At 72.0% G+C, this 24,011-nt stretch carries 25 protein-coding genes; 15 read left to right on the forward strand and 10 right to left on the reverse strand.

Features of this window, described 5'->3' with window-relative positions:
• The first annotated feature begins 33 nt into the window (after positions 1-33).
• On the forward strand, positions 34-1,626 hold the full coding sequence (locus ACFYZ3_RS26400) for a Na+/H+ antiporter (RefSeq protein ID WP_388522416.1): 1,593 nt from the start codon (positions 34-36) through the stop codon (positions 1,624-1,626).
• 49 nt (positions 1,627-1,675) lie between these two features.
• Here ACFYZ3_RS26400 and ACFYZ3_RS26405 read toward each other — a convergent pair whose 3' ends face one another.
• Complete coding sequence (locus tag ACFYZ3_RS26405; protein ID WP_388522419.1) at positions 1,676-2,584, reverse strand: 1-aminocyclopropane-1-carboxylate deaminase/D-cysteine desulfhydrase; 909 nt, start codon at positions 2,582-2,584, stop codon at positions 1,676-1,678.
• Between the two features lie 297 nt (positions 2,585-2,881).
• Positions 2,882-3,460, reverse strand: a complete 579-nt coding sequence (locus tag ACFYZ3_RS26410) for an N-acetylmuramoyl-L-alanine amidase (protein ID WP_361004723.1) — start codon at positions 3,458-3,460, stop codon at positions 2,882-2,884.
• Positions 3,461-3,766: 306 nt separating this feature from the next.
• Here ACFYZ3_RS26410 and ACFYZ3_RS26415 point away from each other — a divergent pair, with 306 nt between their 5' ends.
• From ACFYZ3_RS26415 to ACFYZ3_RS26435, 5 genes are all read left to right on the forward strand, one after another.
• Positions 3,767-5,173, forward strand: a complete 1,407-nt coding sequence (locus ACFYZ3_RS26415; RefSeq protein WP_388522422.1) for a family 2B encapsulin nanocompartment shell protein — start codon at positions 3,767-3,769, stop codon at positions 5,171-5,173.
• A gap of 85 nt (positions 5,174-5,258) precedes the next feature.
• Positions 5,259-6,419, forward strand: a complete 1,161-nt coding sequence (locus tag ACFYZ3_RS26420; protein WP_388522425.1) for a family 2 encapsulin nanocompartment cargo protein polyprenyl transferase — start codon at positions 5,259-5,261, stop codon at positions 6,417-6,419.
• 255 nt (positions 6,420-6,674) lie between these two features.
• Entirely contained in the window at positions 6,675-7,271 is a 597-nt protein-coding gene (locus tag ACFYZ3_RS26425) for a GNAT family N-acetyltransferase (RefSeq protein ID WP_388522428.1), read from the forward strand.
• A 91-nt stretch (positions 7,272-7,362) separates the two neighbouring features.
• Positions 7,363-7,947, forward strand: coding sequence for a dihydrofolate reductase family protein (locus ACFYZ3_RS26430; RefSeq protein WP_388522431.1), 585 nt, complete (start codon positions 7,363-7,365; stop codon positions 7,945-7,947).
• 26 nt (positions 7,948-7,973) lie between these two features.
• On the forward strand, positions 7,974-8,195 hold the full coding sequence (locus tag ACFYZ3_RS26435; RefSeq protein WP_388522434.1) for a hypothetical protein: 222 nt from the start codon (positions 7,974-7,976) through the stop codon (positions 8,193-8,195).
• Positions 8,196-8,302: 107 nt separating this feature from the next.
• On the opposite strand, the gene sodN is transcribed toward ACFYZ3_RS26435, so the two are convergent.
• Positions 8,303-8,698 (reverse strand): superoxide dismutase, Ni, encoded by a 396-nt coding sequence (sodN, locus tag ACFYZ3_RS26440; protein ID WP_003973716.1) that lies wholly within the window; start codon positions 8,696-8,698, stop codon positions 8,303-8,305.
• 145 nt (positions 8,699-8,843) lie between these two features.
• Between sodN and sodX the strand changes: the two genes are divergently transcribed.
• On the forward strand, positions 8,844-9,281 hold the full coding sequence (gene sodX, locus ACFYZ3_RS26445; protein WP_162833310.1) for a nickel-type superoxide dismutase maturation protease: 438 nt from the start codon (positions 8,844-8,846) through the stop codon (positions 9,279-9,281).
• Here the strand turns inward: sodX and ACFYZ3_RS26450 are convergent.
• Positions 9,185-9,814 (reverse strand): CGNR zinc finger domain-containing protein, encoded by a 630-nt coding sequence (locus ACFYZ3_RS26450; protein WP_361004209.1) that lies wholly within the window; start codon positions 9,812-9,814, stop codon positions 9,185-9,187. The two genes, sodX and ACFYZ3_RS26450, sit on opposite strands and share 97 nt — an antisense overlap.
• A gap of 98 nt (positions 9,815-9,912) precedes the next feature.
• On the opposite strand from ACFYZ3_RS26450, the gene ACFYZ3_RS26455 reads away from it, so the two are divergent.
• Positions 9,913-10,731, forward strand: coding sequence for a class I SAM-dependent methyltransferase (locus tag ACFYZ3_RS26455; protein WP_388522439.1), 819 nt, complete (start codon positions 9,913-9,915; stop codon positions 10,729-10,731).
• A gap of 62 nt (positions 10,732-10,793) precedes the next feature.
• On the opposite strand, the gene ACFYZ3_RS26460 is transcribed toward ACFYZ3_RS26455, so the two are convergent.
• The 3 genes from ACFYZ3_RS26460 to ACFYZ3_RS26470 are packed head-to-tail and all read right to left on the reverse strand — an operon-like array spanning position 10,794 to position 13,495.
• Complete coding sequence (locus tag ACFYZ3_RS26460; RefSeq protein ID WP_388522441.1) at positions 10,794-11,555, reverse strand: amino acid ABC transporter ATP-binding protein; 762 nt, start codon at positions 11,553-11,555, stop codon at positions 10,794-10,796.
• On the reverse strand, positions 11,552-12,502 hold the full coding sequence (locus ACFYZ3_RS26465) for an amino acid ABC transporter permease (RefSeq protein WP_356856730.1): 951 nt from the start codon (positions 12,500-12,502) through the stop codon (positions 11,552-11,554). Before ACFYZ3_RS26465 ends, ACFYZ3_RS26460 begins: the two co-directional genes overlap by 4 nt.
• 30 nt (positions 12,503-12,532) lie before the next feature.
• Positions 12,533-13,495, reverse strand: a complete 963-nt coding sequence (locus ACFYZ3_RS26470; protein ID WP_361004218.1) for an ABC transporter substrate-binding protein — start codon at positions 13,493-13,495, stop codon at positions 12,533-12,535.
• A 640-nt stretch (positions 13,496-14,135) separates the two neighbouring features.
• On the opposite strand from ACFYZ3_RS26470, the gene ACFYZ3_RS26475 reads away from it, so the two are divergent.
• The 4 genes from ACFYZ3_RS26475 to ACFYZ3_RS26490 all read left to right on the forward strand — a co-directional run bounded on the left by ACFYZ3_RS26475 (position 14,136) and on the right by ACFYZ3_RS26490 (position 17,592).
• Positions 14,136-15,365, forward strand: coding sequence for an NADP-dependent malic enzyme (locus tag ACFYZ3_RS26475; protein WP_388522445.1), 1,230 nt, complete (start codon positions 14,136-14,138; stop codon positions 15,363-15,365).
• Positions 15,366-15,722: 357 nt separating this feature from the next.
• Positions 15,723-16,688: a zinc-binding dehydrogenase gene (locus tag ACFYZ3_RS26480; RefSeq protein ID WP_356856736.1), complete on the forward strand. Its 966-nt coding sequence runs from the start codon at positions 15,723-15,725 to the stop codon at positions 16,686-16,688.
• Positions 16,689-16,816: 128 nt separating this feature from the next.
• On the forward strand, positions 16,817-17,026 hold the full coding sequence (locus ACFYZ3_RS26485) for an HTH domain-containing protein (RefSeq protein ID WP_087807277.1): 210 nt from the start codon (positions 16,817-16,819) through the stop codon (positions 17,024-17,026).
• Positions 17,026-17,592, forward strand: coding sequence for a Clp protease N-terminal domain-containing protein (locus tag ACFYZ3_RS26490; RefSeq protein WP_356856738.1), 567 nt, complete (start codon positions 17,026-17,028; stop codon positions 17,590-17,592). Before ACFYZ3_RS26485 ends, ACFYZ3_RS26490 begins: the two co-directional genes overlap by 1 nt.
• Before the next feature lie 63 nt (positions 17,593-17,655).
• Here the strand turns inward: ACFYZ3_RS26490 and ACFYZ3_RS26495 are convergent, their stop codons facing one another.
• Together ACFYZ3_RS26495 and ACFYZ3_RS26500 are read right to left on the reverse strand one after the other, a co-directional pair.
• On the reverse strand, positions 17,656-18,738 hold the full coding sequence (locus ACFYZ3_RS26495) for a helix-turn-helix transcriptional regulator (RefSeq protein ID WP_388522450.1): 1,083 nt from the start codon (positions 18,736-18,738) through the stop codon (positions 17,656-17,658).
• A gap of 1 nt (position 18,739) precedes the next feature.
• Positions 18,740-19,690 carry a DUF4097 domain-containing protein gene (locus tag ACFYZ3_RS26500; protein ID WP_388522793.1) on the reverse strand — a complete coding sequence of 317 codons (951 nt, stop codon included), beginning with the start codon at positions 19,688-19,690 and terminating at the stop codon, positions 18,740-18,742.
• A 137-nt stretch (positions 19,691-19,827) separates the two neighbouring features.
• On the opposite strand from ACFYZ3_RS26500, the gene ACFYZ3_RS26505 reads away from it, so the two are divergent.
• Positions 19,828-20,661, forward strand: coding sequence for a hypothetical protein (locus ACFYZ3_RS26505; RefSeq protein ID WP_388522453.1), 834 nt, complete (start codon positions 19,828-19,830; stop codon positions 20,659-20,661).
• Positions 20,662-20,923: 262 nt separating this feature from the next.
• Here the strand turns inward: ACFYZ3_RS26505 and ACFYZ3_RS26510 are convergent, their stop codons facing one another.
• The gene (locus ACFYZ3_RS26510; RefSeq protein WP_011030139.1) at positions 20,924-21,109 is read right to left on the reverse strand and encodes a DUF6104 family protein; all 186 of its coding nucleotides are present in this window, start codon (positions 21,107-21,109) and stop codon (positions 20,924-20,926) included.
• Between the two features lie 178 nt (positions 21,110-21,287).
• Here ACFYZ3_RS26510 and ACFYZ3_RS26515 point away from each other — a divergent pair, with 178 nt between their 5' ends.
• Both ACFYZ3_RS26515 and ACFYZ3_RS26520 read left to right on the forward strand, forming a co-directional pair.
• Positions 21,288-21,758 (forward strand): CU044_2847 family protein, encoded by a 471-nt coding sequence (locus ACFYZ3_RS26515; RefSeq protein WP_388522456.1) that lies wholly within the window; start codon positions 21,288-21,290, stop codon positions 21,756-21,758.
• Positions 21,755-23,992, forward strand: coding sequence for a trypsin-like peptidase domain-containing protein (locus tag ACFYZ3_RS26520; RefSeq protein WP_388522459.1), 2,238 nt, complete (start codon positions 21,755-21,757; stop codon positions 23,990-23,992). Before ACFYZ3_RS26515 ends, ACFYZ3_RS26520 begins: the two co-directional genes overlap by 4 nt.
• Positions 23,993-24,011 lie beyond the last annotated feature (19 nt).

A 24,011-nucleotide genomic window follows, 5' to 3' on the forward strand; every position in this document is an offset into this window, starting at 1 on the left:
GACCGCGCGGAAGAACGAGGGCGGGCGAGGACGATGGACGTGATGCCGCTGCTGTTGCTGGTGGCCGGCAGCGCCGCGGTCGCCGCGGCGGGACGACGCGTACCGGTGCCGGTGCCGCTGCTCCTGGTCGCGGCGGGCCTGGCGGTGAGCTACGTGCCCGGTGTGCCCGACTACACCCTCGACCCGCACATCGTCCTGCCCCTGCTGCTGCCCCCGCTGCTCTACACGGCGGCCACCGACAGCTCCTACCTGGACCTGCGGGCGCAGGCCCGGCCCGTGGCGCTGCTGTCCGTGGGCTACGTCCTGTTCGCCACCTTCGTCGTCGGCTGCGCGGCGTACCTCATCGTGCCGGGCCTGCCGCTGACCGCGGCCCTGGTGCTCGGCGCGGTCGTGGCGCCCCCGGACGCCGTCGCGGCCACGGCGGTCGCCCGCCGCGTGGGGCTGCCCTCCCGGATCACCACGATCCTCCAGGGCGAGTCCCTGGTGAACGACGCCACCGCGATCACCGCCTTCAAGGTGGCGCTCGCCGCGGCCGTCGGTGAGGGGGCGACCTGGGCCGGCGGGATCGGCGAGTTCCTCATCGCGGCGGTGGGCGGCGTCGGCGTCGGGCTGGTCCTGATGGTGCCGCTGCACTGGCTGCGCACCCACCTGACGGAGGCGCTGCTGCAGAACACGCTCTCCCTGCTGATCCCGTTCGTCGCCTACGCGGTCGCCGAGCAGGTGCACGCCTCCGGGGTGCTGGCGGTGGTCGTCGTCGCGCTCTACCTCGGTCACCGCGCGTGGGAGGTCGACTTCGCCACCCGGCTCCAGGAGGAGGCGGTGTGGAAGATGGTCGCGTTCGTCCTGGAGTCGGCCGTGTTCGCACTCATCGGACTCCAGCTGCCCGTCGTCCTCAGGGGTTTGGGGGAGTACGAGGGTGCCGACGCCGCCTGGTACGCCCTCGCCGTCTTCCTGGTGGTCGCCGTGGCGAGGTTCGTGTGGGTGTACCCGGCGACGTTCCTGCCCCGGCTGTGGGCACGGGTACGCGCGCGCGAGGGCGAGCTCTCCTGGAAGGGGCCGTTCGTGATCGGCTGGGCCGGGATGCGGGGCGTGGTCTCCCTGGCCATCGCGTTCTCCATCCCGCTCACCGTGCACGGGGGCGAGCCCTTTCCCGAGCGCAACCTCATCCTGTTCCTCACCTTCACCACGGTCATCGGCACGCTGGTCGTCCAGGGCGTCAGCCTGCCGCCGCTGATCCGCCTGCTGAAGTTCCCGGCGCACGACGTGCAGGCGGAGACGCTGGCGGAGGCCAACGCCCAGGCACAGGCCTCGCGGGTCGCGGAACTGCGCCTGGACGACCTGCTCGCCGACGAGCGCAACGCCCTGCCGGCGCCGCTCGCCGACCGCCTCCGCATGGTCCTGGAGCGCCGCCGCAACGCCGTCTGGGAACGGCTCGGCCAGGTCAATCCCGTCACCGGCGAGACCGTCGACGACACCTACCGGCGACTCTCCCGGGAGATGATCAGCGCCGAGCGCGAGGTCTTCGTCCGGCTGCGGGACGGCCGCTACATCGACGACGAGATGCTCCGGACCCTGCTGCGCCGGCTGGACCTGGAGGAGGCGGCCGCGTACCGGGAGGCGACGTGAGCGGCCGCGGGGGTGCGCGGGCGCGTCGGGGCAGCGGCCCGCGACCTGCTCAGGGGAAGGGCCGGCCGGTGACGACCGCCGCCAGGGCCGTCCCGCGCGGGAAGGCGCCCTCCTCGGTGAGGGTGAGCAGGGCGTACAGCATCTTGGCGACGTAGACGCGCTCCACGGGGAGGCCGTGGCGGCGTTCGAAGTCCTCGGCGAAGGCGTCCAGGCCGGGCGTGGTGCGGGCGTAGCCGCCGTGGTGGAAGCGGTCCTCCAGGCTCCAGTCGCCGCGCGGCCCGCCGAACGCGCGCTCCTGGAGCCGCCGTATGTCACCGTCCAGGAAGCCGCCCTTGAGCACCGCTATGCCGAGGGCTCGCCGCCCCCTGGGGAGCCCGGCGGCGAGGCCCGCGAGCGTGCCACCGGTGCCGCAGGCGACGGCGGCCACGTCGGCGTGTGTGCCCAGCTCCTCGCCCAGGGCGCGGCAGCCGCGGACGGCCTCCTCGTTGCTGCCGCCCTCGGGGACGACGACGGCGCCCTCGGCGCCCGCCGCGCGCAGCAGGGCCGCCAGGGTCTCGGGTTCGCACTTGCGCCGGTACGTCGAGCGGTCGACGAAGTGCAGCCGCATCCCGTCGGCGGCGCACCGGGCCAGTGAGGGGTTGAGCGGCAGGCCGGCCAGCTCCTGACCGCGGACCACGCCCACGGTGGGCAGCCCGAGCAGCCGGCCGGCGGCGGCCGCGGCCCGCAGGTGGTTGGAGTAGGCGCCGCCGAACGTGACGACGGTGCGCCCGCCGGCCGTGGCGAGGGTCGGCGCCAGCTTGCGCCATTTGTTGCCGACCAGCTCGGGGTGGATCAGATCGTCCCGCTTGAGCAGCAGCCGGACACCGTGCCGCTCGAACCGTCCGTCGGTCACCTCGTGCAGCGGAGAGGGCAGACGGGGCCGCAGCGCGGCGAGCTCACGGGTGTCGGTGCCGGTCACCCCGCCATTGTCCCGCCACCACGCCCCCCGGCCACCTCACCCGGGCCGGCTCCCGGCTCACCGGGGCCGCTCCGGTCGGTCGTGGGTCGCCCCGCCGGTCCCGGGACGCCTGGGCTGGTCCCGGGGCGACCCGCCCGGCCCCGGGGCACCTCGGCTGGTTCCGGGGCGCGGTGGCGGGTTCGGGGCGCCCCGGTCGGTCGTGGGTGGCCCGTCGGTCCCGGGTTGGCTCGTCCCGTTCCTGGGCGAGTTGGCCGGTCGCGGGGGTCGGCTGGTTCCGGGCATCTCGGTCGGTTCGGGTTACTTCAGCCGGTCTCGGATTCGGGTCCGCATCGACGCCATCGTGAACCCGCGCGGATCCACCTTGCCCGGCTGCCACTCCAGGTGGCCGATGACGGACCGCTCGTTCCAGCCGTGGTGGCGGCACACGGCCGCGGCGGCCCGCTCGATCGCCTCCAGCTGCGCCGCCGGCCAGGGGTCGTCGCCGTCGCCCAGGTTCTCGCACTCGAAGCCGTAGAAGTGCCGGTTGCCGTCGGTGTTCGCCTCGTTGTCCCGGGGCAGCGCCTTCTCCGCGATCACCGCGCGCAGGACGTCGTCGTCGCCGAGACCGGCGTGGTTGGCCCTGCCGTACCCGACCAGGTGGACCCTGCCGTCCTTGGTGACGACCCCGTGGCAGAGGGGGCCCGGCAGGCCCTCGTATCCCTTGCGGCAGATGTCCACCGTCCGCGCGCTGCCCTTGGTGACCGTGTGGTGGATCATCACACCGTGCACGGGGCCCCACGGGCCCTTGTGGTTGCGGTTGTGGTCCCGCCAGTCGCCGACCTGGACGACGGTGAGGCCCTCCGCCTTCAGTGCCTTGAGGAAACTGCTCGCGGACATGGGTGAGGCCACGGCCGACTCCTTCACGCTGCGCGACGACCGCCCGACGCGACCGCCTCGTACGGAGCTTGTACCGAAACGGAGCAACTCCTATTACTTGTTCGGCCCGTGTGCGAGTCGTTTCGGACAATCTCGTCCCGGCCATGGGGTGCCGAAGTCGAAACAAGCCCCCATATCTGCCCCGGCCGCGAGTGATCCATTCCCGCTCGTTCGTGTAATAGCACCGGCACGCTCCGTGAGGAAGGCTGGTCCACGCACATCGATGCCGGGCGCTGTCGTCCGGCATGACCGGGAGGGCAATTCCTTATGTCGGTAGGCGAAGAGGTCCGCACCGAGCAGACCAGGCCGCAGCAGAGCCTCGGCACGGCGGCCGCGCGGAACCTGGCCACCACCACCAAGTCCGTTCCTCAGATGCAGGAGATCAGCTCGCGCTGGCTGCTGCGTTCGCTCCCCTGGGTGGACATCCAGGGCGGCACGTACCGGGTCAACCGGCGTCTGACCTTCGCCGTCGGCGACGGCCGCGTGACGTTCGTGAAGACCGGCGACCGCGTCGAGGTCATCCCCGCGGAGCTGGGCGAGCTGCCGGCCCTGCGGTCGTACGAGGACGACGAGGTCCTGTCGGAACTCGCGCAGCGCTGCGAGCAGCGGGAGTTCGGTCCCGGCGAGGTGATCGCCTCGTTCGGCGCGCGGACCGACGAGGTCTACCTGCTGGCGCACGGCAAGGTCGAGAAGGTCGGCACCGGCCCCTACGGCGACGACGCGGTGCTCGGCGTCCTCGCCGACGGCGCCTACTTCGGCGACCAGGCGCTACTCGACGGGGACGCCATCTGGGAGTACACCGCCCGCACGGTCACCGCCTGCACGGTGCTCGTGCTGCCCCGCCAGGAGGTGAACCAGGTCGCGGAGCGGGCCGACTCCCTGCGCGAGCACCTGGAGCAGCGGCGCTCGATCCCGGAGCAGCGCACCAACAGGCACGGTGAGAAGGAGATCGACCTCGCGGCCGGCCACAGCGGTGAGCCGGACATCCCGCACACCTTCGTCGACTACGAGGCCCGGCCGCGCGAGTACGAACTGAGCGTCGCCCAGACCGTGCTGCGCATCCACTCGCGCGTGGCCGACCTGTACAACCAGCCGATGAACCAGACCGAGCAGCAGATCCGCCTGACGGTCGAGGCGCTGAAGGAGCGCCAGGAGCACGAACTCATCAACAACCGGGAGTTCGGGCTGCTGCACAACTGCGAGTACGACCAGCGCATCCAGCCGCACGACGGCGTGCCCGGTCCTGACGACCTCGACGAACTGCTGAGCCGCCGGCGCGGCACCAAGCTGCTCCTCGCCCACCCGCGCGCCATCTCCGCCATCGGCCGCGAGCTCAACAAGCGCGGTCTCGTCCCCGAGACCATCGACGTCGCCGGGAACCGCATCCCGACCTGGCGTGGTGTGCCCATCTACCCGTGCAACAAGATCCCGGTCACCGAGGCCCGTACCTCCTCGATCATCGCGATGCGTACCGGCGAGCAGGACCAGGGCGTCATCGGCCTGCGCGCCACCGGCATCCCGGACGAGATCGAGCCGAGTCTGTCGGTGCGCTTCATGGGGATCAACGAGCAGGCGGTCATCAAATACCTGGTCACGGCCTACTACTCGGCCGCGGTCCTCGTGCCGGACGCGCTCGGCGTGCTGGAGAACGTCGAGATCGGCCGCTGGCGGTGACGTCACTGTCCCGAACGCCGTGTTCCCGCCCTCCCGGGCGGGTACACCCCCGGGGTACGGACGGGCCCAGGGGGAAGGTGAGTCCATGACGGAGACCCGGCGCGGCGCCACCGCGACGCGCCGTCCCACCGGGACGCCGGAAAGGTACGGGCCCATCGGCACACAGCGTGAGAAGGAGCCGGGGGAGTCGTCCGAAGGGCAGGGGCAGGCGGTGGTCGAAGGGCACGAGGCGGCCGTGCTCCTGAGCGAGTCACGTGCGTCGGTCGATCCCGAACTGGGGTCCGCCATCGCGACGCTGCCCGAGTCGATGCGCCGGGTCGCGCTCTACCACTTCGGCTGGCAGCACGCGGACGGCACGCCCGCGGCGGGCAACGCGGGCAAGGCGATCCGCCCCGCGCTCGTCCTCACCGCGGCTGCCGCGCTCGGCGGCCCGGCGGCCCGCGCGGCGGCCGTCCGGGGGGCGGCGGCGGTGGAGCTGGTCCACAACTTCACCCTGCTGCACGACGACGTGATGGACCGCGACGCCACCCGGCGGCACCGGCCGACCGCGTGGACCGTGTTCGGTGACGCCGACGCGATCCTCGCCGGGGACGCGCTTCAGGCGCTCGCCCTGCGGCTGCTCGCCGCCGACCCGCATCCGGCGTCCGCGGCGGCGGCCACCCGGCTCGCCGACTGCGTCATGGAGCTGTGCGAGGGCCAGCACGCGGACACGGCCATGGAGCGGCGCCCGCCGGGCGAGGTGACGCTCGACGAGACGCTCGCCATGGCCGAGGCCAAGACGGGTGCCCTGCTGGGCTGTGCCTGTGCCGTCGGCGCGCTGTACGCGGGCGCCGCCACGGAGGACGTCGAGGCACTGGACGCCTTCGGCCGGGAGGCCGGGCTGGCCTTCCAGCTCATCGACGACGTCATCGGCATATGGGGCGACCCGCGCCACACCGGCAAGCCGGCCGGTGCGGACCTGGCCGCGCGCAAGAAGTCACTGCCGGTGGTCGCCGCCCTCACCTCCGGCACCCCGGCCGCCGCCGAACTGGCCGAGCTGTACACCGGCTTGTACGACGAGGACAAGGAGGACCTGGAGCGCACCGCCCTGGCCGTGGAGCGGGCCGGCGGCCGGGACTGGGCCCAGGCCCAGGCGGCCGACCGGATGGCGAGGGCCATGCAGGAGCTGGCGCGTGCCGTGCCCGAGCCGGAGGCGGCGGGCGGCCTGCTCGCGCTGGCCGAGTTCGTGACCCGGCGCAGCACCTGAGCGCCGCCCCGGCCTCCTCGCCCGGCCCGGCGTGGTGGATCGCCGGGGCGGCCACGCAAGACCCCGGAGCCCGTGCAGGGCCGTACGGCACCTGACCGACGTACGGCCGCACCGCCGACGGCTCCGGTCCGGCGGGTCCCGCACTTCCCCACGGTGTGCGGGGCCCGCCCCTCTGTCTCTCCCAGTGGGGCCCAGGCCCAGCGGCTAGGCTCAACCGCCGTACCGGCAGGCAGTGTTGAGTCGAAGGGGCGAAGCATGGGTGTGGTGATCCGCACGGCGGGGGAGGGCGACCGGGAGCTGGTCGTCCGGCTGCTGGACGAGGCATTCCAGGACGATCCGGTGAGCAGTTGGGTCTTTCCCGGCGCTGAGTACCGTCGTCGGACACATCATCGGCTCATGGCCGCGTTCGCCGACGCCGTCTTCGCGGACGGCCGTGTCGACCTCACCGAGGACGGCGCCGCCTGCGCGCTGTGGCTCCCCGTCCCGGCGGAGGAGCACGAGGGTGCGGAGGACGGCCCCGCCCGTGTCCGAGAGGCCGTCGACCCGGAGAACGAGCGCGTGGAGCTGATAGCCCGGCTCACGGAGGGGATCCACCCCTCCGGCCGGGCCCACGCGTACCTGTGGATGATCGGCGTGGTCCCGGGGCGGCAGGGCGAGGGCCTGGGCACCGCGCTGATCGAGACCGTCCTGGACCGCTGCGATCTTGAAGGGCTGCCCGCCTATCTCGAGGCGAGCAGTGCCCGCGGGAAGGCGCTCTACGAACGTCTCGGCTTCGAGTTCACCGGCCGGGCCCTGGATCTGCCGGACGGCCCCCGCATGTGGCCGATGTGGCGCGAGCCGCGGACTCCGTGATCGCGCAGTCCGTTGATCGCCCGATTCACTCCCCAAACAACTACGCATGGAGTACTGTGGTCGCAGTGGTCAACACGAACGGGAGACCGGTTTGCGCAAACTCACGTACTTCATCGCCTGCTCGATCGACGGCTTCATCGGCGGCCCGGACGGCGACGCGTCGTTCATGGTCCCGTTCGTCGACGAGGAGTTCTTCGAGTTCCTGAAGTCGGAGTATCCGGAGACACTGCCGACCCACGGCCGTCGTCCGCTGGGCATCGACGACCTGCCGAACAAGCGGTTCGACACGATCGTGCAGGGACGAGCCAGCTACGACCTGGCCCTCAAGGAGGGCGTCACCAGCCCCTACGCCCACCTGCGCGAATACGTGGCCTCGCGCACGCTCACGGAGTCGCCCGACCCGAACGTCCAGATCATCTCGACGGATCTGGTCGGCAGGGTCCGGGAGCTGAAGGCCGAGGACAGTGCCTTCGGCATCTATCTGTGCGGCGGATCGGCCGTTGCCGGCGAGCTGGTCGACGAGGTCGACGAACTGGTCATCAAGACCTACCCGGTGCTCCTCGGCGCCGGCATGCCGATGTTCGCCGCCGGGTTCCGGGTCTCCGAGTTCGTGCCGGACTCGGTGCGGACCTTCGGCAACGGTGCCGTGGTGCGTACGTACCACCGCAAGCGCTGAGCCGCCGCCCGCTCTAACCTTGGGGTATGGACAGCGACACGTACGCCTGTCCCGTGTGCGGACAGCCAGTCGAAGCGGTCGTCCGGCGCCACAAGACGCTGGGCATATGGGTACCGGAATGGGCCCCGGGCCCGTGCGGCAACCCGCGGTGCGAGGCGGGCCCCGAGAAGAACGCCGGGGCCGCCGAAGCCGAGGCACGGCCCGGGAGGCCGGAGCACTCCGGGGAATCGGTCACCGAGAACCCCTGACCACGACAACGCCGAAGGGGCCCGGCCAGGATGGCGCCGGGCCCCTTCGGGCTGCCCTGCGGCCTGCGATGGTGCACCGATCGCCGGCCCCGGGATGCTGACGTCCGTCAGGCCTTCTTGGTCTCCCAGAAGATCTTGTCGATCTGGGCGATGTAGTCCAGGGCCTTCTGGCCGGTCGCCGGGTCCTTCGAGCCCTTGGCGGCCGACAGGGCCTTGAGGGTGTCGTTGACCAGCTGGTGCAGCTCCGGGTACTTCTCGAAGTGCGGGGGCTTGAAGTAGTCGCTCCACAGCACGGAGACGTGGTGCTTCGCGAGCTCGGCGCGCTGCTCCTTGATGACCGTGGCGCGCGTCTGGAAGTGCGGGTCGTCGTTGCCGGCCATCTTCTCCTGGACGGCCTTCACCGACTCCGCCTCGATGCGGGCCTGGGCAGGGTCGTACACGCCGCAGGGCAGGTCGCAGTGGGCGCTGACCGTGACCTTGGGGGCAAACAGGCGGGAAAGCATGAAGCGTTCCTTCCTCGTGATCGTCTTCTCAGGGGGGACATTACTCCCTGGGAGGCCCGATTTCGCGGGTGCCCCCGTGGGCTTAGGACAAAAGTCCGGGGTGAGACTGAGACTGGTGGAGGAAAGACCGGGGAGGTGCCGGGTGATGCCGGAGCAACTGTCGCAGGAGACCGAGCGCTCGAGAGGGGCGTTGCCCTTCGGGCCGGCCGAGGTGACCGGGCCGTCGATGGTGCCCACGCTGCACCACGGGGACGTGCTGCTCGTGCACTGGGGGGCCCGGGTCCGGCCGGGTGACGTGGTCGTGCTGCGGCACCCCTTCCAGCAGGACCTGCTCGTGGTCAAGCGGGCGGCCGAACGGCGCGGGGCCGGCTGGTGGGTGCTCGGGGACAACGCGTTCGCGGGCGGGGACAGCACCGACTACGGGGTGGTCCCGCAGGATCTCGTCCTTGGCCGGGTCCGGTTCCGGTACCGGCCGCCGAGGGCGGGTCAGCGTTCGCCGCTCGCCGTGGTCCGCTGGGCGCTGTCGGCGGTCAGGCCGGTGCTGGCCGACCGGTCCGCCTCCAGGCGCTTGCGGGCGCGGTAGGCCGCCACGTTGGCGCGGGTGGCGCAGCGGTCGGAGCAGTAGCGCCGGGAGCGGTTGGTGGAGGTGTCCAGATAGGCGTTGCGGCAGGGGGCGGCCTCGCACAGGCCCAGCCGGTCCACGCCGTACTCGGTGAGGTGGAAGGCCAGGCCCATCGCCGCGATGGCCGCGAAACCTGCCGTCGCGTTGGAGGGGTGGTCCGCCAGGTGCATGTGCCACAGCGGGCTGCCGTCCTCCGCGCGGTGGTCGTGCCCGGAGATCTGCGGGCTTACGGGGAACTCCAGGAGCAGTGAGTTCAGCAGGTCCACGGCGAGGGTCTCGTCGCCGCCGTCGGCTGCCTCGAAGACCGACCGCAGCCGCCCCCGGACCGAGCGGAACCGCGTCACGTCGGCGTCGGACGCGCGCCGGGCCGCCGACTGGTTGGCGCCGAAGAGCTCACGGACGGCCTCGACCGAGGTCAGGGAGTCCTGTCCCCGCGACGGTTCCTCGGTGTTGACGAGACGCACGGCGTAATCCGAGTAATAGGCCAGTTCCACTTGTAGTCCTTACGACGGGGCTCTAGGGTCGTGCCTGCGGTCAGGTAACAGCTGATCGCGCTTCCAGGGTATTACGCGACGCGATGCGGAGGGGCTCGATGACGAACGCGGACACGACCACGGCCAACACGACCACCACCACGGCCACGACCACCACCACGACCGCCGCGGCGGGTGCCGACTGGCAGGCCTGGCAGCAGAGCTGGGACCGGCAGCAGGAGTGGTACATGCCGGACCGCGAGGAACGGTTCCGGATCATGCTGGACATGGTCGAGGCGCTCGTCGGTCCCGCGCCGCGCGTGCTGGACCTGGCCTGCGGCACCGGCACCATCTCGGCCCGGCTGCTCGACCGGTTCCCGGACGCCACGAGCACCGGTGTGGACCTCGACCCCGCCCTCCTCGCCATCGCCGAGGGCACCTTCGCGGGCGACGAGCGGGTCTCCTTCGTCGCCGCCGACCTGAAGGACCCCGACTGGCCGTCGAAGCTGCCGTACGAGGCTTACGACGCCGTGCTGACCGCCACGGCCCTGCACTGGTTCCACGCCGAACCCCTCGCGGATCTCTACGGCCGGGTCGCGGAGCTGGTCCGAGACGGCGGTGTCTTCATGAACGCGGACCACATGATCGACGAAGAGACGCCCCGGATCAACGCGGCCGAGCGCGCGCAGCGGCACGCGCGGATGGACGCCGCCAAGGGGCAGGGTGCGCTGGACTGGTCCGAGTGGTGGCAGCTCGCCGCCAAGGACCCGGTGCTCGCCGGACCCACCGCCCGCCGCTTCGAGATCTACGGCGAGCACGCCGACGGCGAGATGCCCTCGGCGGCGTGGCACGCGCGCGTGCTGCGCGAGAAGGGCTTCGGCGAGGCCCGGCCGGTGTGGTGCTCGCCGTCGGACACGCTGCTGCTGGCGGTCAAGTAGGACCACACGCCGAAGGGGCGGTACGGAGATCCGTACCGCCCCTGGCCACTGTTCGCGCGGTCTCACAGGACCTTGGACAGGAACGCCTTCGTCCGGTCGTGCTGCGGGTCGGTCAGCACGTCGCGCGGGTTGCCCGACTCGACCACCACGCCGTTGTCCATGAAGACCAGGCTGTCGCCGACCTCGCGGGCGAAGCCCATCTCGTGGGTGACGACGACCATCGTCATGCCGGACTCCGCGAGGTCGCGCATGACGTCGAGGACGTCGCCGACCAGCTCGGGGTCGAGCGCCGAGGTCGGCTCGTCGAACAGCATCAGCTTCGGGTCCATCGCCAGGGCCCGCGCGATGGCGACGCGCTGCTGCTGGCCGCCGGAGAGCTGCGAGGGGTAGTTGCCGGCCTTGTCGGCCAGGCCCACGCGCTCCAGGAGGGCCCGTGCGCGGTCCCTGGCCTGGCCCCGGCTCATGCCCTTGACCTGGACCGGCGCCTCCATGACGTTCTCGACGGCCGTCATGTGCGGGAACAGGTTGAAGCGCTGGAAGACCATGCCGATGTCCCGGCGCTTGAGGGCGACCTCGCTGTCCTTCAGCTCGTAGAGCTTGTCACCCTTCTGGCGGTAGCCGACCAGCTCGCCGTCGACGTACAGACGCCCGGCGTTGATCTTCTCGAGGTGGTTGATACACCTGAGGAAGGTGGACTTGCCGGAGCCGGAGGGGCCGATGAGGCAGAACACCTCGCCCTGCTTCACCTCCAGGTCGATGCCCTTGAGGACCTCGAGGGCACCGAAGGACTTGTGCACGCCCTCGGCCTTGACCATGGCGGTCATGCCGCACCTCCCGTCGTGCTGGAGCGGTTCGACAGGGAGAACAGGTTCGCCCTGATCTTCTGCATCGGGGTCGGCGGCAGACTGCGGCTGGAGCCGCGGGCGTAGTAGCGCTCCAGGTAGTACTGGCCGATGCTGAAGATCGAGGTCAGCAGCAGGTACCAGGCCGCCGCGAGGAACAGCATCTCGGCCGGGGCGCCCGAGGTCTGGCCGATGTCCTGGGCGACCCGGAACAACTCGGCGTACTGGACGACCGACACCAGTGAGGTCGTCTTCAGCATGTTGATGACCTCGTTGCCCGTCGGCGGCACGATCACGCGCATCGCCTGCGGGACCACGATCCGGCGCAGCGTCTTGGTGTGGCTCATGCCGAGCGCGTGCGCCGCCTCGGTCTGGCCCTCGTCGACCGCGAGCAGACCGGCGCGGCAGATCTCCGCCATGTACGCCGCCTCGTTGAGGCCGAGGCCGAGCAGCGCCGTCAGGAACGGCGTCATGAAGTCCGACCACTCGTCGCGGTAGAACGGGCCGAGGTTGATGTACTCGAAGACCAGGCCGAGGTTGAACCAGACGACCAGCTGCACCAGGACCGGCGTGCCGCGGAAGAACCAGATGTAGAACCACGCGATGGACGAGGTCACCGGGTTCTTCGACAGCCGCATCACGGCGAGCAGGATGCCGCCGACGACACCGATCAGCATCGCGAGGACGGTGATCAGGAGCGTCTTGCCCATGCCGGTCAGGACACGGTCGTCGAAGAAGTAGTCCGGGATCGCGCCCCAGTTGATCTTGCCCTGGGAGAACGCGTACACGACCGCGGCCAGCAGCGCGATCGCGACGACCGCGGAGACGTACCGCCCGTAGTGCCGGACCGGGATGGCCTTGATGGCCTCCGGCGGGGTCGGCGGGGTGCCGGCCGGGCCGCCCGCCGTCTTGTCGATGTCAACAGTCACGGATGTTGCCTTTCAGCGCCCGCCGCGCGGTCACTTGCCGCCGTTGACGGTGGCCTCGGTGATGGCGCCTTCCGACACGCCCCACTTGTCCATGATCTTCTTGTACTCGCCGTTCGCGATCACCGCGTCCAGCGCCGCCTTCAGGGCGTCACGCAGCTGCGTGTTGTCCTTGGCGACCGCGATGCCGTACGGCGCGGCCTCGACCTGCTCGCCGACGAGCTCGAAGTCCTTGCCGCCGCCGGAGGTCTTCACCGCGTACGCCGCGACCGGGAAGTCGGAGGAACCGGCGTCCGCGCCGCCCGCGCGCAGGCGGGTCTGGGCCTGCTGGTCGTTGTCGAAGGCCTCCATGGAGATCTTCTTGCCGGCCGGGCACTTCTCGTTCTCGGCCTTGGCGAGGTCCTCGGAGACCGTGCCGCGCTGGAGCACGAGCTTCTTGCCGCACAGGTCGGACCAGGTCTTGATGCCCTGGTCGTCGCCCTTCTTGGTGTAGATCGAGACACCGGCGGTGAAGTAGTCGACGAAGTCGACGCCCTGGCCGACCTTCTTGCCGGTGTCGGCGTCGATGCCCTCCTGGCGGTCCTTGGTGTCGGTCATCGCGGACATGGCGATGTCGTACCGCTTGGAGCGCAGGCCGGTGATCAGGGTGTCGAAGGTGCCGTTCTCGAACTCGAACTTCACACCGAGCTGCTTGCCCAGGGCGTCCGCGAGGTCGGGGTCGATACCGACCGTCTTGCCGGAGTCGTCCTTGAACTCGACGGGCGCGTACGCGATGTCCGAGCCGACCTTGATGGTGCCCTTGTCGCGGATCGACTGCGGCAGCTTGTCGGCCAGCGGGGCACCGCTCGCGGACTGGTTGTCGCTGCTGCCGGAGTCGCCGTTCTCGGTCTGGTCGCCGCATCCGGTGAGCAGCAGGGCGCCGGCGACCGCGATCGCACCGACCGCTGCTAGCCGGGAGTGCGCGGCGGTCGTACGACGGGTGGAGCGTGCGGTCATGGTGGTTCCTCCGGCGGATGAGGGAGTTGCCGATGGGGACGGTGGGGTTCCGGTGGGACGGGGCGCCGGCCGGGGACCGGCCGGTGCCGTGGGTCGAACGAGAGCACACACCTTCGAGTGCCGCGACCTCGTGTGATTACGGCATCTTGCCATTCGGACTCGGCCGTTCAGGGGGCCCGTCATGTCAAAATCGGATAACGGGTCACCCCCCGAACCGCACCAGGTCGGTACATCACGACCGAACCTTTGCGGGAATCTGCCCTTCCGGCCGGAAGATCTGCGGAATTTCTCGTTATCCCGCCATGGAACGCGGGTGTCCGGGGCTGCTGAAGGCTTCGATCCCAGATCTGTCAAGAGGTCTCGGGAGGTTGTCCAAAACCCTGGCTATGAGCCATGTCACCGACATGCGGCGTTCGGGGTCCGGCATGTGAGCTTGCGCTTATCGGACTCGTCGCAGGGGGCGTCCGTCGGGTAAGAAGGTTCTTTACACCCCTCATCAGGGGCTCAGGGCGCGTGTGCGGCGCGCCCGTCGCGCAGGGTCCTCGTGGCCCAGACAGCCATCTCCCTGTGCGGTGCCCGCCCATTCCTCACCAGGAGTGGACAAACCCTCAAACCATGAACTCTTAAGGGGTAAGACAAAGTGGCAGCGGAGATCGTCAATCCTCGCAGCGACAGCGAAGCCGGTGCGGAGCAGGAGGCGGGCGCCGAGCCGCTCGACTCCTTCGACCCCGCGTTCGCGCTGCACCGCGGCGGCAAGATGGCCGTGCAGGCCACCGTGCCGGTCCGCGACAAGGAAGACCTGTCCCTGGCGTACACGCCCGGCGTCGCGAAAGTGTGCAGCGCGATCGCCGAGCAGCCCGACCTCGTCCACGACTACACCTGGAAGTCGTCGGTCGTCGCGGTCGTGACGGACGGCACGGCGGTGCTGGGCCTCGGTGACATCGGACCCGAGGCGTCCCTCCCGGTGATGGAGGGCAAGGCCATCCTCTTCAAGCAGTTCGGCGGCGTGGACGCGGTCCCGATCGCCCTGAACTGCACGGACGCCGACGAGATCGTCGAGACCGTGGTCCGGCTCGCGCCCTCCTTCGGTGGCGTGAACCTGGAGGACATCTCGGCGCCGCGGTGCTTCGAGATCGAGCGCAAGCTCCAGGAGCGCCTGGACATCCCGGTCTTCCACGACGACCAGCACGGCACGGCCGTCGTGACGCTGGCCGCCCTGCGGAACGCGGCGCGGCTGAGCGGGCGGACGCTGGGTGAGCTGCGGGCGGTGATCTCGGGCGCGGGTGCGGCCGGGTTCGCCATCGCCAAGATGCTGGTGGAGGCCGGTATCGGGGACGTCGCGGTGGCCGACCGCAAGGGTGTCGTCTCGGCCGACCGGGGGGACCTGACCCCGGTGAAGCAGGAGTTGGCCTCCTTCACCAACAAGGCCGGGCTCTCCGGTCCGCTGGAGGCGGCGCTCGCGGGCGCCGACGTCTTCATCGGCGTCTCCGGCGGTACGGTGCCCGAGCCGGCGGTGGCCTCGATGGCCGAGGGTGCCTTCGTCTTCGCGATGGCCAACCCGAACCCGGAGGTGCATCCGGAGGTCGCCCACAAGTACGCGGCGGTCGTCGCGACGGGGCGCTCGGACTTCCCGAACCAGATCAACAACGTGCTGGCGTTCCCGGGCATCTTCGCGGGCGCTCTCCAGGTGCGGGCGTCTCGGATCACCGAGGGCATGAAGCTGGCGGCGGCCGAGGCGCTGGCCTCCGTGGTGGGGGACGACCTTGCCGCGGACTACGTCATTCCGTCGCCGTTCGACGAGCGGGTCGCGCCGGCCGTGACGGCGGCGGTGGCCGCGGCGGCTCGGGCGGAGGGGGTTGCGCGCCGGTGACGGTGTGATCCCTGCGGTGCGGTGAGCGGCCTCGTCCTTGGCGGACGGGGCCGTTCGTCTTTTCGGTGCGGTGCGGTGCGGTGCGGTGCGGTGCGGGTGCGGGTGCGGGTGCGCTGGTGCTGGGCGCGGGGTGGGGGCGCTGACCGGCGCTGGCCGGGTGCCGCTGCGCCCACCCGTGCCGCCCCAGCGGCACGACTGCCCGCAGCTGGGGCGGGGTGCGGCTGGGGCGGCGTGCGGCTGGTCGCGGCTGGGGTGGCGTGCGGCTGGCTGCGGCTGGGATGGGGCGGGGTGCAAGAGGGGGTGTGTCACATGGCTGTGTGGTTCCCGTTGGGTGGTGGGGAACCTATCGTCAAGGTCATGTTCGCTGTCTACGCCGCCCGAATCGACCGCGACCAGCCCTTGGCCGGCCTGGAGTTGGGAGAGCTTCCGGCTCCCGAGGCCCGGCCGGGCTGGAGTGTCGTCGATGTCAGGGCCGCCTCCCTCAACCACCACGACCTGTGGTCCCTGCGCGGCGTCGGTCTCCCCGAGGACCGGCTGCCGATGATCCTCGGCTGCGACGCCGCCGGGATCGACGCCGACGGCAACGAGGTCGTCCTGCACTCCGTGATCGGCCAGACCGGCCACGGGGTCGGCCCCAAGGAGCCCCGCTCCATCCTCACCGAGCGCTACCCGGGGACCTTCGCCGAGCAGGTCGCCGTGCCGACCTGGAACATCCTGCCCAAGCCCAAGGAGCTCTCCTTCGAGGAGGCCGCCTGCCTGCCGACCGCCTGGCTGACGGCGTACCGGATGCTGTTCACCAACGCCGGGGTGCGTCCCGGTGACTCGGTGCTGGTGCAGGGTGCCGGCGGCGGGGTGGCCACGGCCGCGATCGTGCTCGGGAAGGCGGCGGGTCTGCGGGTCTTCGCCACCAGCCGGGACGAGGCCAAGCGCAAGCGGGCCCTGGAGCTCGGTGCGGTGGAGGCCGTGGAGACCGGTGCGCGGCTGCCGCAGCGGGTCGACGCCGTGATCGAGACCGTGGGCGCCGCCACCTGGTCGCACTCCATCAAGTCGCTGCGGCCCGGCGGCACGCTGGTCATCTCCGGTGCCACCAGCGGTGACCGGCCCTCCCACGCCGAGCTGACCCGGATCTTCTTCCTGGAGCTCAAGGTCGTCGGCTCCACGATGGGCTCCAAGGACGAGCTGGAGGACCTGCTGTCCTTCTGCGCCGCCACCGGTGTGCGTCCCGTCATCGACGAGGTGCTTCCGATGGACCGGGCCCGTGAGGGGTTCGAGCGGATGGCCTCCGGCGGGCAGTTCGGCAAGATCGTGCTCAACAACTCCTGACGCGTTCCCCCACATACGGCGGGTCCGGTTCTCCGGGCCCGCCGTTCGCGTGTCCCGGCCGTTCGGCAACCCCCTCCCTCATGTCAACTGGGGTTGACAAGCGCGTCATGTCAACCTAGGTTGACTGTATGAGCGAAGCAACGGATCTCGCCACGCGTGCGGGTGACCGCGATCCCCGGATCGGGCTGCGAGCCGTCACCGCCCTGCGGAAGCTGGTGGAGCAGCTGGAGGCCGTACAGGTGCGCAGCGCCCGCGGGCAGGGATGGTCGTGGCAGGAGATCGCCACGGAACTCGGAGTCAGCAGGCAGGCCGTGCACAAGAAGTACGGGAGGCATTGATGTTCGAGCGATTCACCAAGGACGCCCGCGCGGTCGTGCAGGGGGCGGTCGGACACGCCGAGGAGGCACGGGCGGAGACCGTCGAGCCCGAGCACCTGCTGCTCGCCCTGCTGGACCGGGAGGGCAGTCGTGCCTCCTTCGCACTGGCGGCCCTCGGCGTCGGCGAGCACCGCGACGCGGTACGCCAGGAGCTGGGGGAGGCACGGCGCCGTGCGGGTCTGTCGCAGTCCGAGACGGAAGCCCTCGCCGGGCTGGGGATCGATGTCACGGAGATCGTCGCCAGGGTGGAGGAGGCCCACGGTGTGGGGGCGATGTCCGCCGACGACCACAAGCGCGGGCGCCGGTGGTCGGGACACCGGAGCTTCAGCCGGGGTGCCAAGGAGGTCCTGGAGAAGGCGCTGCGCGTCGCCGTCGCCCGCCGTGACCGGCACATCGGGGACGAGCATCTCCTCCTCGCCCTGGCCCTGCGTCCCGGAGTGCCCGCCGAGGTGCTCGCCGATCACGGGGTGACCCATGCGTCACTGTCCAGGGTGCTGGGCGAGGGGGCCGGGGAGGCCTGCGCCTGACCTGCGGCACCGGCAGCCCACCGGTGCGTGGCGCCCCCAGCGCGTGGGGGCGCCACGCCGTGCTCAGGCCTTCGGTGTACGCAGGATCGCCCCGATGTGTGCCGCTGCCTCCGACAGCCGGCGGCGGGTGTCGCGCAACTGGTCGGACGTCACTCCGTGGTCCCGGGCGGCGTCGCGGATGTCGTCCCGGAAGCGGTCGAGCAGCCGGTCCAGGTCGCGCGCCGGGTCGCCGGTGGATTCCGCGGCGTCCTCGTGGGCCCAGCTCGGCGCATATCCGGCGGGGAAGTCCTCGGGCGTGACGGAGTACTCGGGGTCCGGGGAGCGCTCCGCGCGCGAGGCGGGGCTCCCGGTGTCGGTGCGTCCGAAGCCCCAGTCCTTGCCGAACTCCTTTCCGAAGTCCTTTCCGAAGTCGCCGACCTCCTTGGCCAGTTCGCTCAGGCCCTCACGCAGCCCCGTCGGCCAGTCGCCCCGCGAGAAGTGGTCCTGCACCTGTTCCTGCACGCGCTGGGCGATGCGCTGGACCTCCTCCTGCGCCTGGGCCCGGGCCCGCTCCTGGGCCTCCTTGGCCTGGCGCCGGGCCCGCTGGGCCTCGTCGCGGGCGCGGCGGCTCTCGTCCTTGGCGCGTCGGGCCTGCTCCTTCCACTCCTGCTTGACCCGCCGCATCTCCTCCTTGGCGGCCCGCCAGGCCTCCTTCTCGTCGCCTTCCCCGGCGCCGGCGGCGGAGCCGCCCCCCTCGTCGTGCGCCCCTGAGGTGCCCCGGCGGGCCGCGCTGGCGGCGGCCCGCATCTCCCGCCGCAGATCGCCGGCGGCACCCCGCACGTCGGCCCGGATCTCGGCGGCCAGCTCGGCCACCGACTCGCGGATCTCCAGCTCCAGGTCGGCCAGCTCACCGCTGCGGTCGGCCAGCTCGGCGCGACCGGCGTCCGTGATGGCGTACACCTTGCGGCCGCCCTCGGTGGTGTGGGTGACCAGGCCCTCCGCCTCCAGCTTGGCCAGGCGCGGGTACACCGTGCCCGCGGACGGGGCGTACAGGCCCTGGAAGCGTTCCTCCAGGAGCCGGATCACCTCGTAACCGTGGCGCGGGGCCTCGTCCAGGAGCTTGAGGAGGTAGAGGCGGAGGCGGCCGTGGGCGAAGACGGGGGGCATGTCAGAGCACCTTCTTGTCGGTCGTGCCGTCGGAAGGGGCGTCGGTGGCGCCCTGGTCCCGGACGGAAGCGGAATTGTCCCCCGAGTCGCCCCGTGCGGTGCCCGTCGGGCCGGATTCCTCCGGCTCCCGCTCCCACGGGGTGTCCTCCGACGCCGGACGGCGGAGCAGGGCGATCGAGCCGGAGACCGTGGTGGCCTTCAGCCGGCCGTTGCCCGCGCCGAGTCGTCCGGTGATGCGCTTGGCCCCCCACTGGCCGCCCACCCGGAGGTCCTCGAAGGCGCTGCTGACCATGCCGCTGGCCGTGTTCGCCTCGACCTGGGCGTCGGCCGGCTGGGGCAGCCGGATGGCGATCTCGCCCGAGACGCTGTTCACGCTGATGTCGGTGGGGCCTCCGGCCGGGTCCAGGTCGACGATCATCGAACCGCTGACCGAGTCGGCCCGCACGGAGGAGCCCGCCTCCACCACCGTCAGGTCGCCCGAGACGGAGTTGAAGCGGAGGTCGCCGGTGAGGGCCTGTGCCTCCACGTTCCCCGAGACGGTGTCGGCGCGGACGGGGCCCGCGAGGCTCACCAGAGTGGTGTCCCCGGACACGCCCTTCACGTCGGCGGGGCCCTCCAGGCCGGAGACCACGGCCGCGGCGCTGACGGCGCCGACCTCCACGCGGGTGCCGGTCGGCACCGCCAGGGACACCACCGCACTGCGCCGCCAGCCCTTGCGGTCCAGCCACTTCAGGAAGCCCTTCCAGGGAAGGTCCTCGTAGGCCACCGTGAGCACGCCGTCCCGGTGGGTCACGATCAGAGGGGGTCCCTCGATCTCGGAGACCTCCAGACGGGCGGAACCTTCGTCCGTGCCCACCACGTTCACTGTTCCGCCGACGATGCGTACGTGGAGCCGACTCACGGACTCGTCGAAGGTGAGCTTCCTGGGCTCCGCGACGGACCACTCGGACATGGTGCAGACCTCCTCGACCGAACGCGCCATATCGCGTCCTCCGAAATTCACGATATATCGCGGGCAGGGAAAGTCAAGACACCCGTTCTGGTGATCAACGATCGGCCGAGTGGGTCGATGTGCCCTAACTTGTCACTATGTCGACGGAAGAGTCCGTGTCCGCTCTCACTCCCGGCGCCCTGCTGCTCTGCCGGGCCGAGCCCGACTCCGTCGCCGTGGTCGCCCCCCTGCTGGGCGAACGGATGCCGCTGGTCCGGGCCGGTGCGGAGTGGAGCGTGCTGGTGCCCGAGGGCGGGCCCTGGCGGGACGGGGGCGAACCGGTCGACCGGGTCGTCACCGGCTGGGCCGCGGCGCTCGCCGTCGGCGCCCCCTGGCCCGTGCTCGCCCTGTGGTGGGACGCCGACCGGGCCGGATACGTCCTCGCGTCCGGATTCCGCCGCCCGGTGGGCTACGTGTGGCTCGCGAACGGCACACCGGCCGGCGAGGACGAGGCGATGCGCACCTTCGCCGCCCGGCTGGGCCTCGACCCGGTCCTGGACGTGCAGTCGCTGGACCGGCTGACCCGGGCCGACCCGGACGCCGAGCGTGAATTCGGGGCCGGAGCCGGTGCCCGGGCCAGGCTGCGGGGACTGCTGGCGGTGCTCACACGCGGGGGAATCACCCTCCCCGCAGGCCTCGACCCCGGTGAAGGCGCCGACCGCCTCGGAGCGGCCGCCCGTGCCCTGCCCGGTGTGCGCCGGACCGAGTCCGCCGGACGCCGCCCGACCGCCGACGCGAGCCCCCTGGCCGCCTGGATGCCCTGGACGGGCGGTCCGGGGGCCCGCGCCCTGGCGCTGGTCCAGGTGGCGACGGGCCTGCCGCTCACCGTCTGGGGTCTGCGGCGCCGCAGCGGCGGCTGGACCGCGGCGGGGGCGCTGCTCGTCGGGCACGGTGCGCTCGGCGCGGCCTACGGGTTCTCCAGGCACCCCTGAAGGTCCGCCGCGACGGCCCGGTCCGACGGTCCCGGTCCTCCGGTCCGCCTCGACGCTTCCCTGGGCCCCGCCGCACCCCGCCGCGCAGCGCCGCACCCCGCCGCGCACCGCCGGGCCCTGCCGCGCCCCGGCGGGCGCCGAGGGCCTGCGTGCGCCCCACCCCGCCCGGCGACCCGGTGCTGCCCGGCGACCCGGTGCCGGCCGGCGCCCGTGCGTCGCTGCCCGCCCCCCCCCCGGCGCGGCCGCCCGTGTCCCGGCGCCCCTACTCGTCCTCGTCCTCGTCGTCGTCCAGCCGTGCCAGCCACGTGGCCAGACGCTCCACCGGTACTTCGAAGTCCGGGTTCAGGTCGACGAACGTGCGCAGCTGCTCGGCGAGCCACTCGAAGGTGATCTCCTCCTCGCCGCGCCGCTTCTCCAGCTCCTCGATGCCGCGGTCGGTGAAGTACATGGATCGTGCTCCGTCGGGTCTTTGCAGGGTTGAGAGCCTCCCGTGCGGGAAGAAACCTGTGCCTGCGGGGTGGAGAGATGGGGTCTTTCCGTCGGTTGTGAAAAGACAGCACAAGGATAGGCGTCCACAGGGCCGTGCCTTCCGGGGCCGTCGAGGGGGCGCGGGGACGGGGAATCGCATGGGACAGGAAGCGACGCGCGTCACGCGCATCGTGCTGCCGGACGGGACACCGGTCTGGGCCCGGATCTCGGGCGCGGCCGAGCTGCCGGCACCGTCCGGGCAGCTGTCGTTCAGCGACACCGGCTTCACCGAGCGGATCGAGGCGAGCGTGGAGAGCCTGAACGCGCTCGTGACCGGTGTCGCGCGCTCGCTGGCGGAACCATTGCGCGCGGTGCGGCCGGACGAGGTGAGCGTCCAGTTCGGCATCGAGCTGACGGCCAAGGCCGGCAAGGTCGTGGGCCTCCTCGCCGACGGCGAGGCCAAGGCGGGCATCTCGGTCACCCTCACTTGGAACGGAGGCCCGCCCGACCCGTCCGCGCCCGACGCGCGCGCCCCGGGTGGTGAGCCCCCCGACGCCACCGCGGACGCGTCCGCCCGCGCCCCGGAGCACGGCGGGACCGGTGCCGCCGCCTCCGGGAGCGGGGCATGACGCACGGACGCGCCCCCGGCGCACCGGGGGCCCGGGACGTGGCCCGCCGTGCGCTGCGTGGCCTCGTCATGGCGGCGACCGTTCGCATTCATCGGCCGGACGCCGGGTATGCCCTGGACGAACCCGGGACGTTCCTCGGAAGCGGCTACTTCGTCGCGCCGAGCTGGGTTCTGACCTGCGCACACGTGGCATGCGGCGGTGAGGGGGGCGAGGTCGTGGTGGTGTACGAGCCCGCACCGGGCCGCGGCATGTCCGCGGTCTCGGGCCACGTGGCGGCGGCCCTTCCCGAGGGCGCCGGATCCGTGCCCGGCAACTGGCCCGCCCCCGACCTCGCGCTGGTGCGGCTGAGCGAGCCGGTCGAGCACGAGTGCGTGTACCTCTCCGAGCGCCCGGCGGCCTACTTCGGCGAGGGCAAGGTCCTGTACGCGGGCTGGACGGTGGTCGACGGGCGACTGAGGATGCTCGACGGCACCCTCACCGTGCAGGGCACCATCGGCGGCTGGAACGCGGACGTCCAGATGCGGTTGGGGGACAACGACCTCCCGGACGGCGTCTCCGGCGGCCCCGTGATCGATCCGGAGCGCGGCGAGGTCATCGGCGTACTGAAATCGCGCTCCGCCCACGCGCGCGGGGGCACCTCCACCGGGCTCGAACAACTGCGGACGCTGCCCGTGCCTGCCGGAGAGCTGAAGAGCGAACCCGACGACCTGTACCAGGCGGTGGTGCACGCCCACGACCGCTACCACCGCGACCGGCAGCGCCACCCGGACGCGCGCCGTCACACCTGGGCCGACGTGCAGGGCCAGCTCGGGGCCCGGCCCGGTCAGACACTGAGCCCCGACGAGCGCGTCCAGTTGCTCGGACGCCTCGCGGACCTGCCGCCGCCGGCCAGCACCCGTTCCCTGCTGGACCTCCTCGACTCCCTGCAGGACTTCGAGGCACCGGCTCCGCTGCCCGCCCCGCGCGGCTGGCGCGACGGACTCGGTGCCCTGTACGAGTACGCGCGCGACGACGGCGCCCTCTACCTGGTGCTCGACTACGCGGTGCACGCCATGACCGCGGACCGCCCGTTCCTCGCGCCCAGTACGCCGGCCGCCGAGGAGGCTCTGTGGGCCGGGATCTGGCAGGCCGCCCAGCGGCTCGGCCCCGGCCGCCGGAGCGCCCTCGTCGAACGGCGGATGGCCGGGATGACGGCGCGCCGGCTCGCCCCGGGCCCGGCCGCCGGGCCGCGCGGTGCGCCCGCCGGTGGTCCGGAACGGTCGGCGGCCGGGCAGTCGTCCGTGCTGGTGGAGATCGTGCGGCGGGGCTGGGAGCCGGACCGCTGCGACTGGTCGGTCTTCGTCGTGCGCTCCGACGGAGAGGCGATGCGGCTCAAGGAGGTCGAGCGCGTGCCGCTGGCCGACCTCCCCGCCCATCTGTCCGCACCCCTCAAGGAGGCGTTCCGGCAGTGCGACACGCCGGGTCGGCCGGCGGTCCTCCAGGTGGCGACGGAGCACTCACTGCTGGCACTCGACGTGGACGAATGGCGGCTCGGCCCCGAGGACGAGCGACTGGGCACACAGCGCCCGGTCGTCCTGCGCTGCTCCGACCGAGACCAGCTGACCGAGAACGGGGAGAACCCCGGGTACGGCGAGAACCCGGGACACGCCGCGTCCGGCGCGTACGGCGCGTACGCCGAGAACGGTGAAGGCGCCGGAATCGGCCGGAGCCGGGAGACCGGCGGGGGCGGCGTGCGGTCGGCGGCCGCTCCGGACGGTGACCACCGCCTGGACATCGACGAGGAACGCAGAGCCCGCTGGCGCTGGCTGCACGCCCACCCGGTGACGGCCGCGGTCCTGGACTGCGACGACGGCCTGCGCAAACCGGTGCCGCCCGTCGAGGAGTTGCGGGGCCTGTCGCACGGCACGGTCCCGGTGCTGTGCCGCTTCGACGCCCACGGCGGCGAGGGCGACGCGGAGGGGCTCGCCCGGCTCGTGCGCGGCGGCTTCGGCGTGGCGCTCTGGCGCCGTGGGTACGGGTTGCCCGAGACGGTCTGCGGCGAGTTCCACCGCGGCACCCTGGACCAGATCGCGGGCCCGGCCGGAGCCCACCGACTGCCCGAGGCCGTGCGCGACCTGCGCCACAGAATGCGCTCGGGACGGCCCGAGACCTTCTGGGCGCACGGCATAGCGCTGCTGTACGACGACCCGCACCAGCCCCTGCCCGGCGCGGGCGACCTGCTGGAGGCACCTTGACCGCGGCCCGCGCGGGTCC

It is taken from the genome of Streptomyces sp. NPDC001599 (genome assembly GCF_042893535.1).
In the GTDB taxonomy this organism is placed as follows: domain Bacteria; phylum Actinomycetota; class Actinomycetes; order Streptomycetales; family Streptomycetaceae; genus Streptomyces.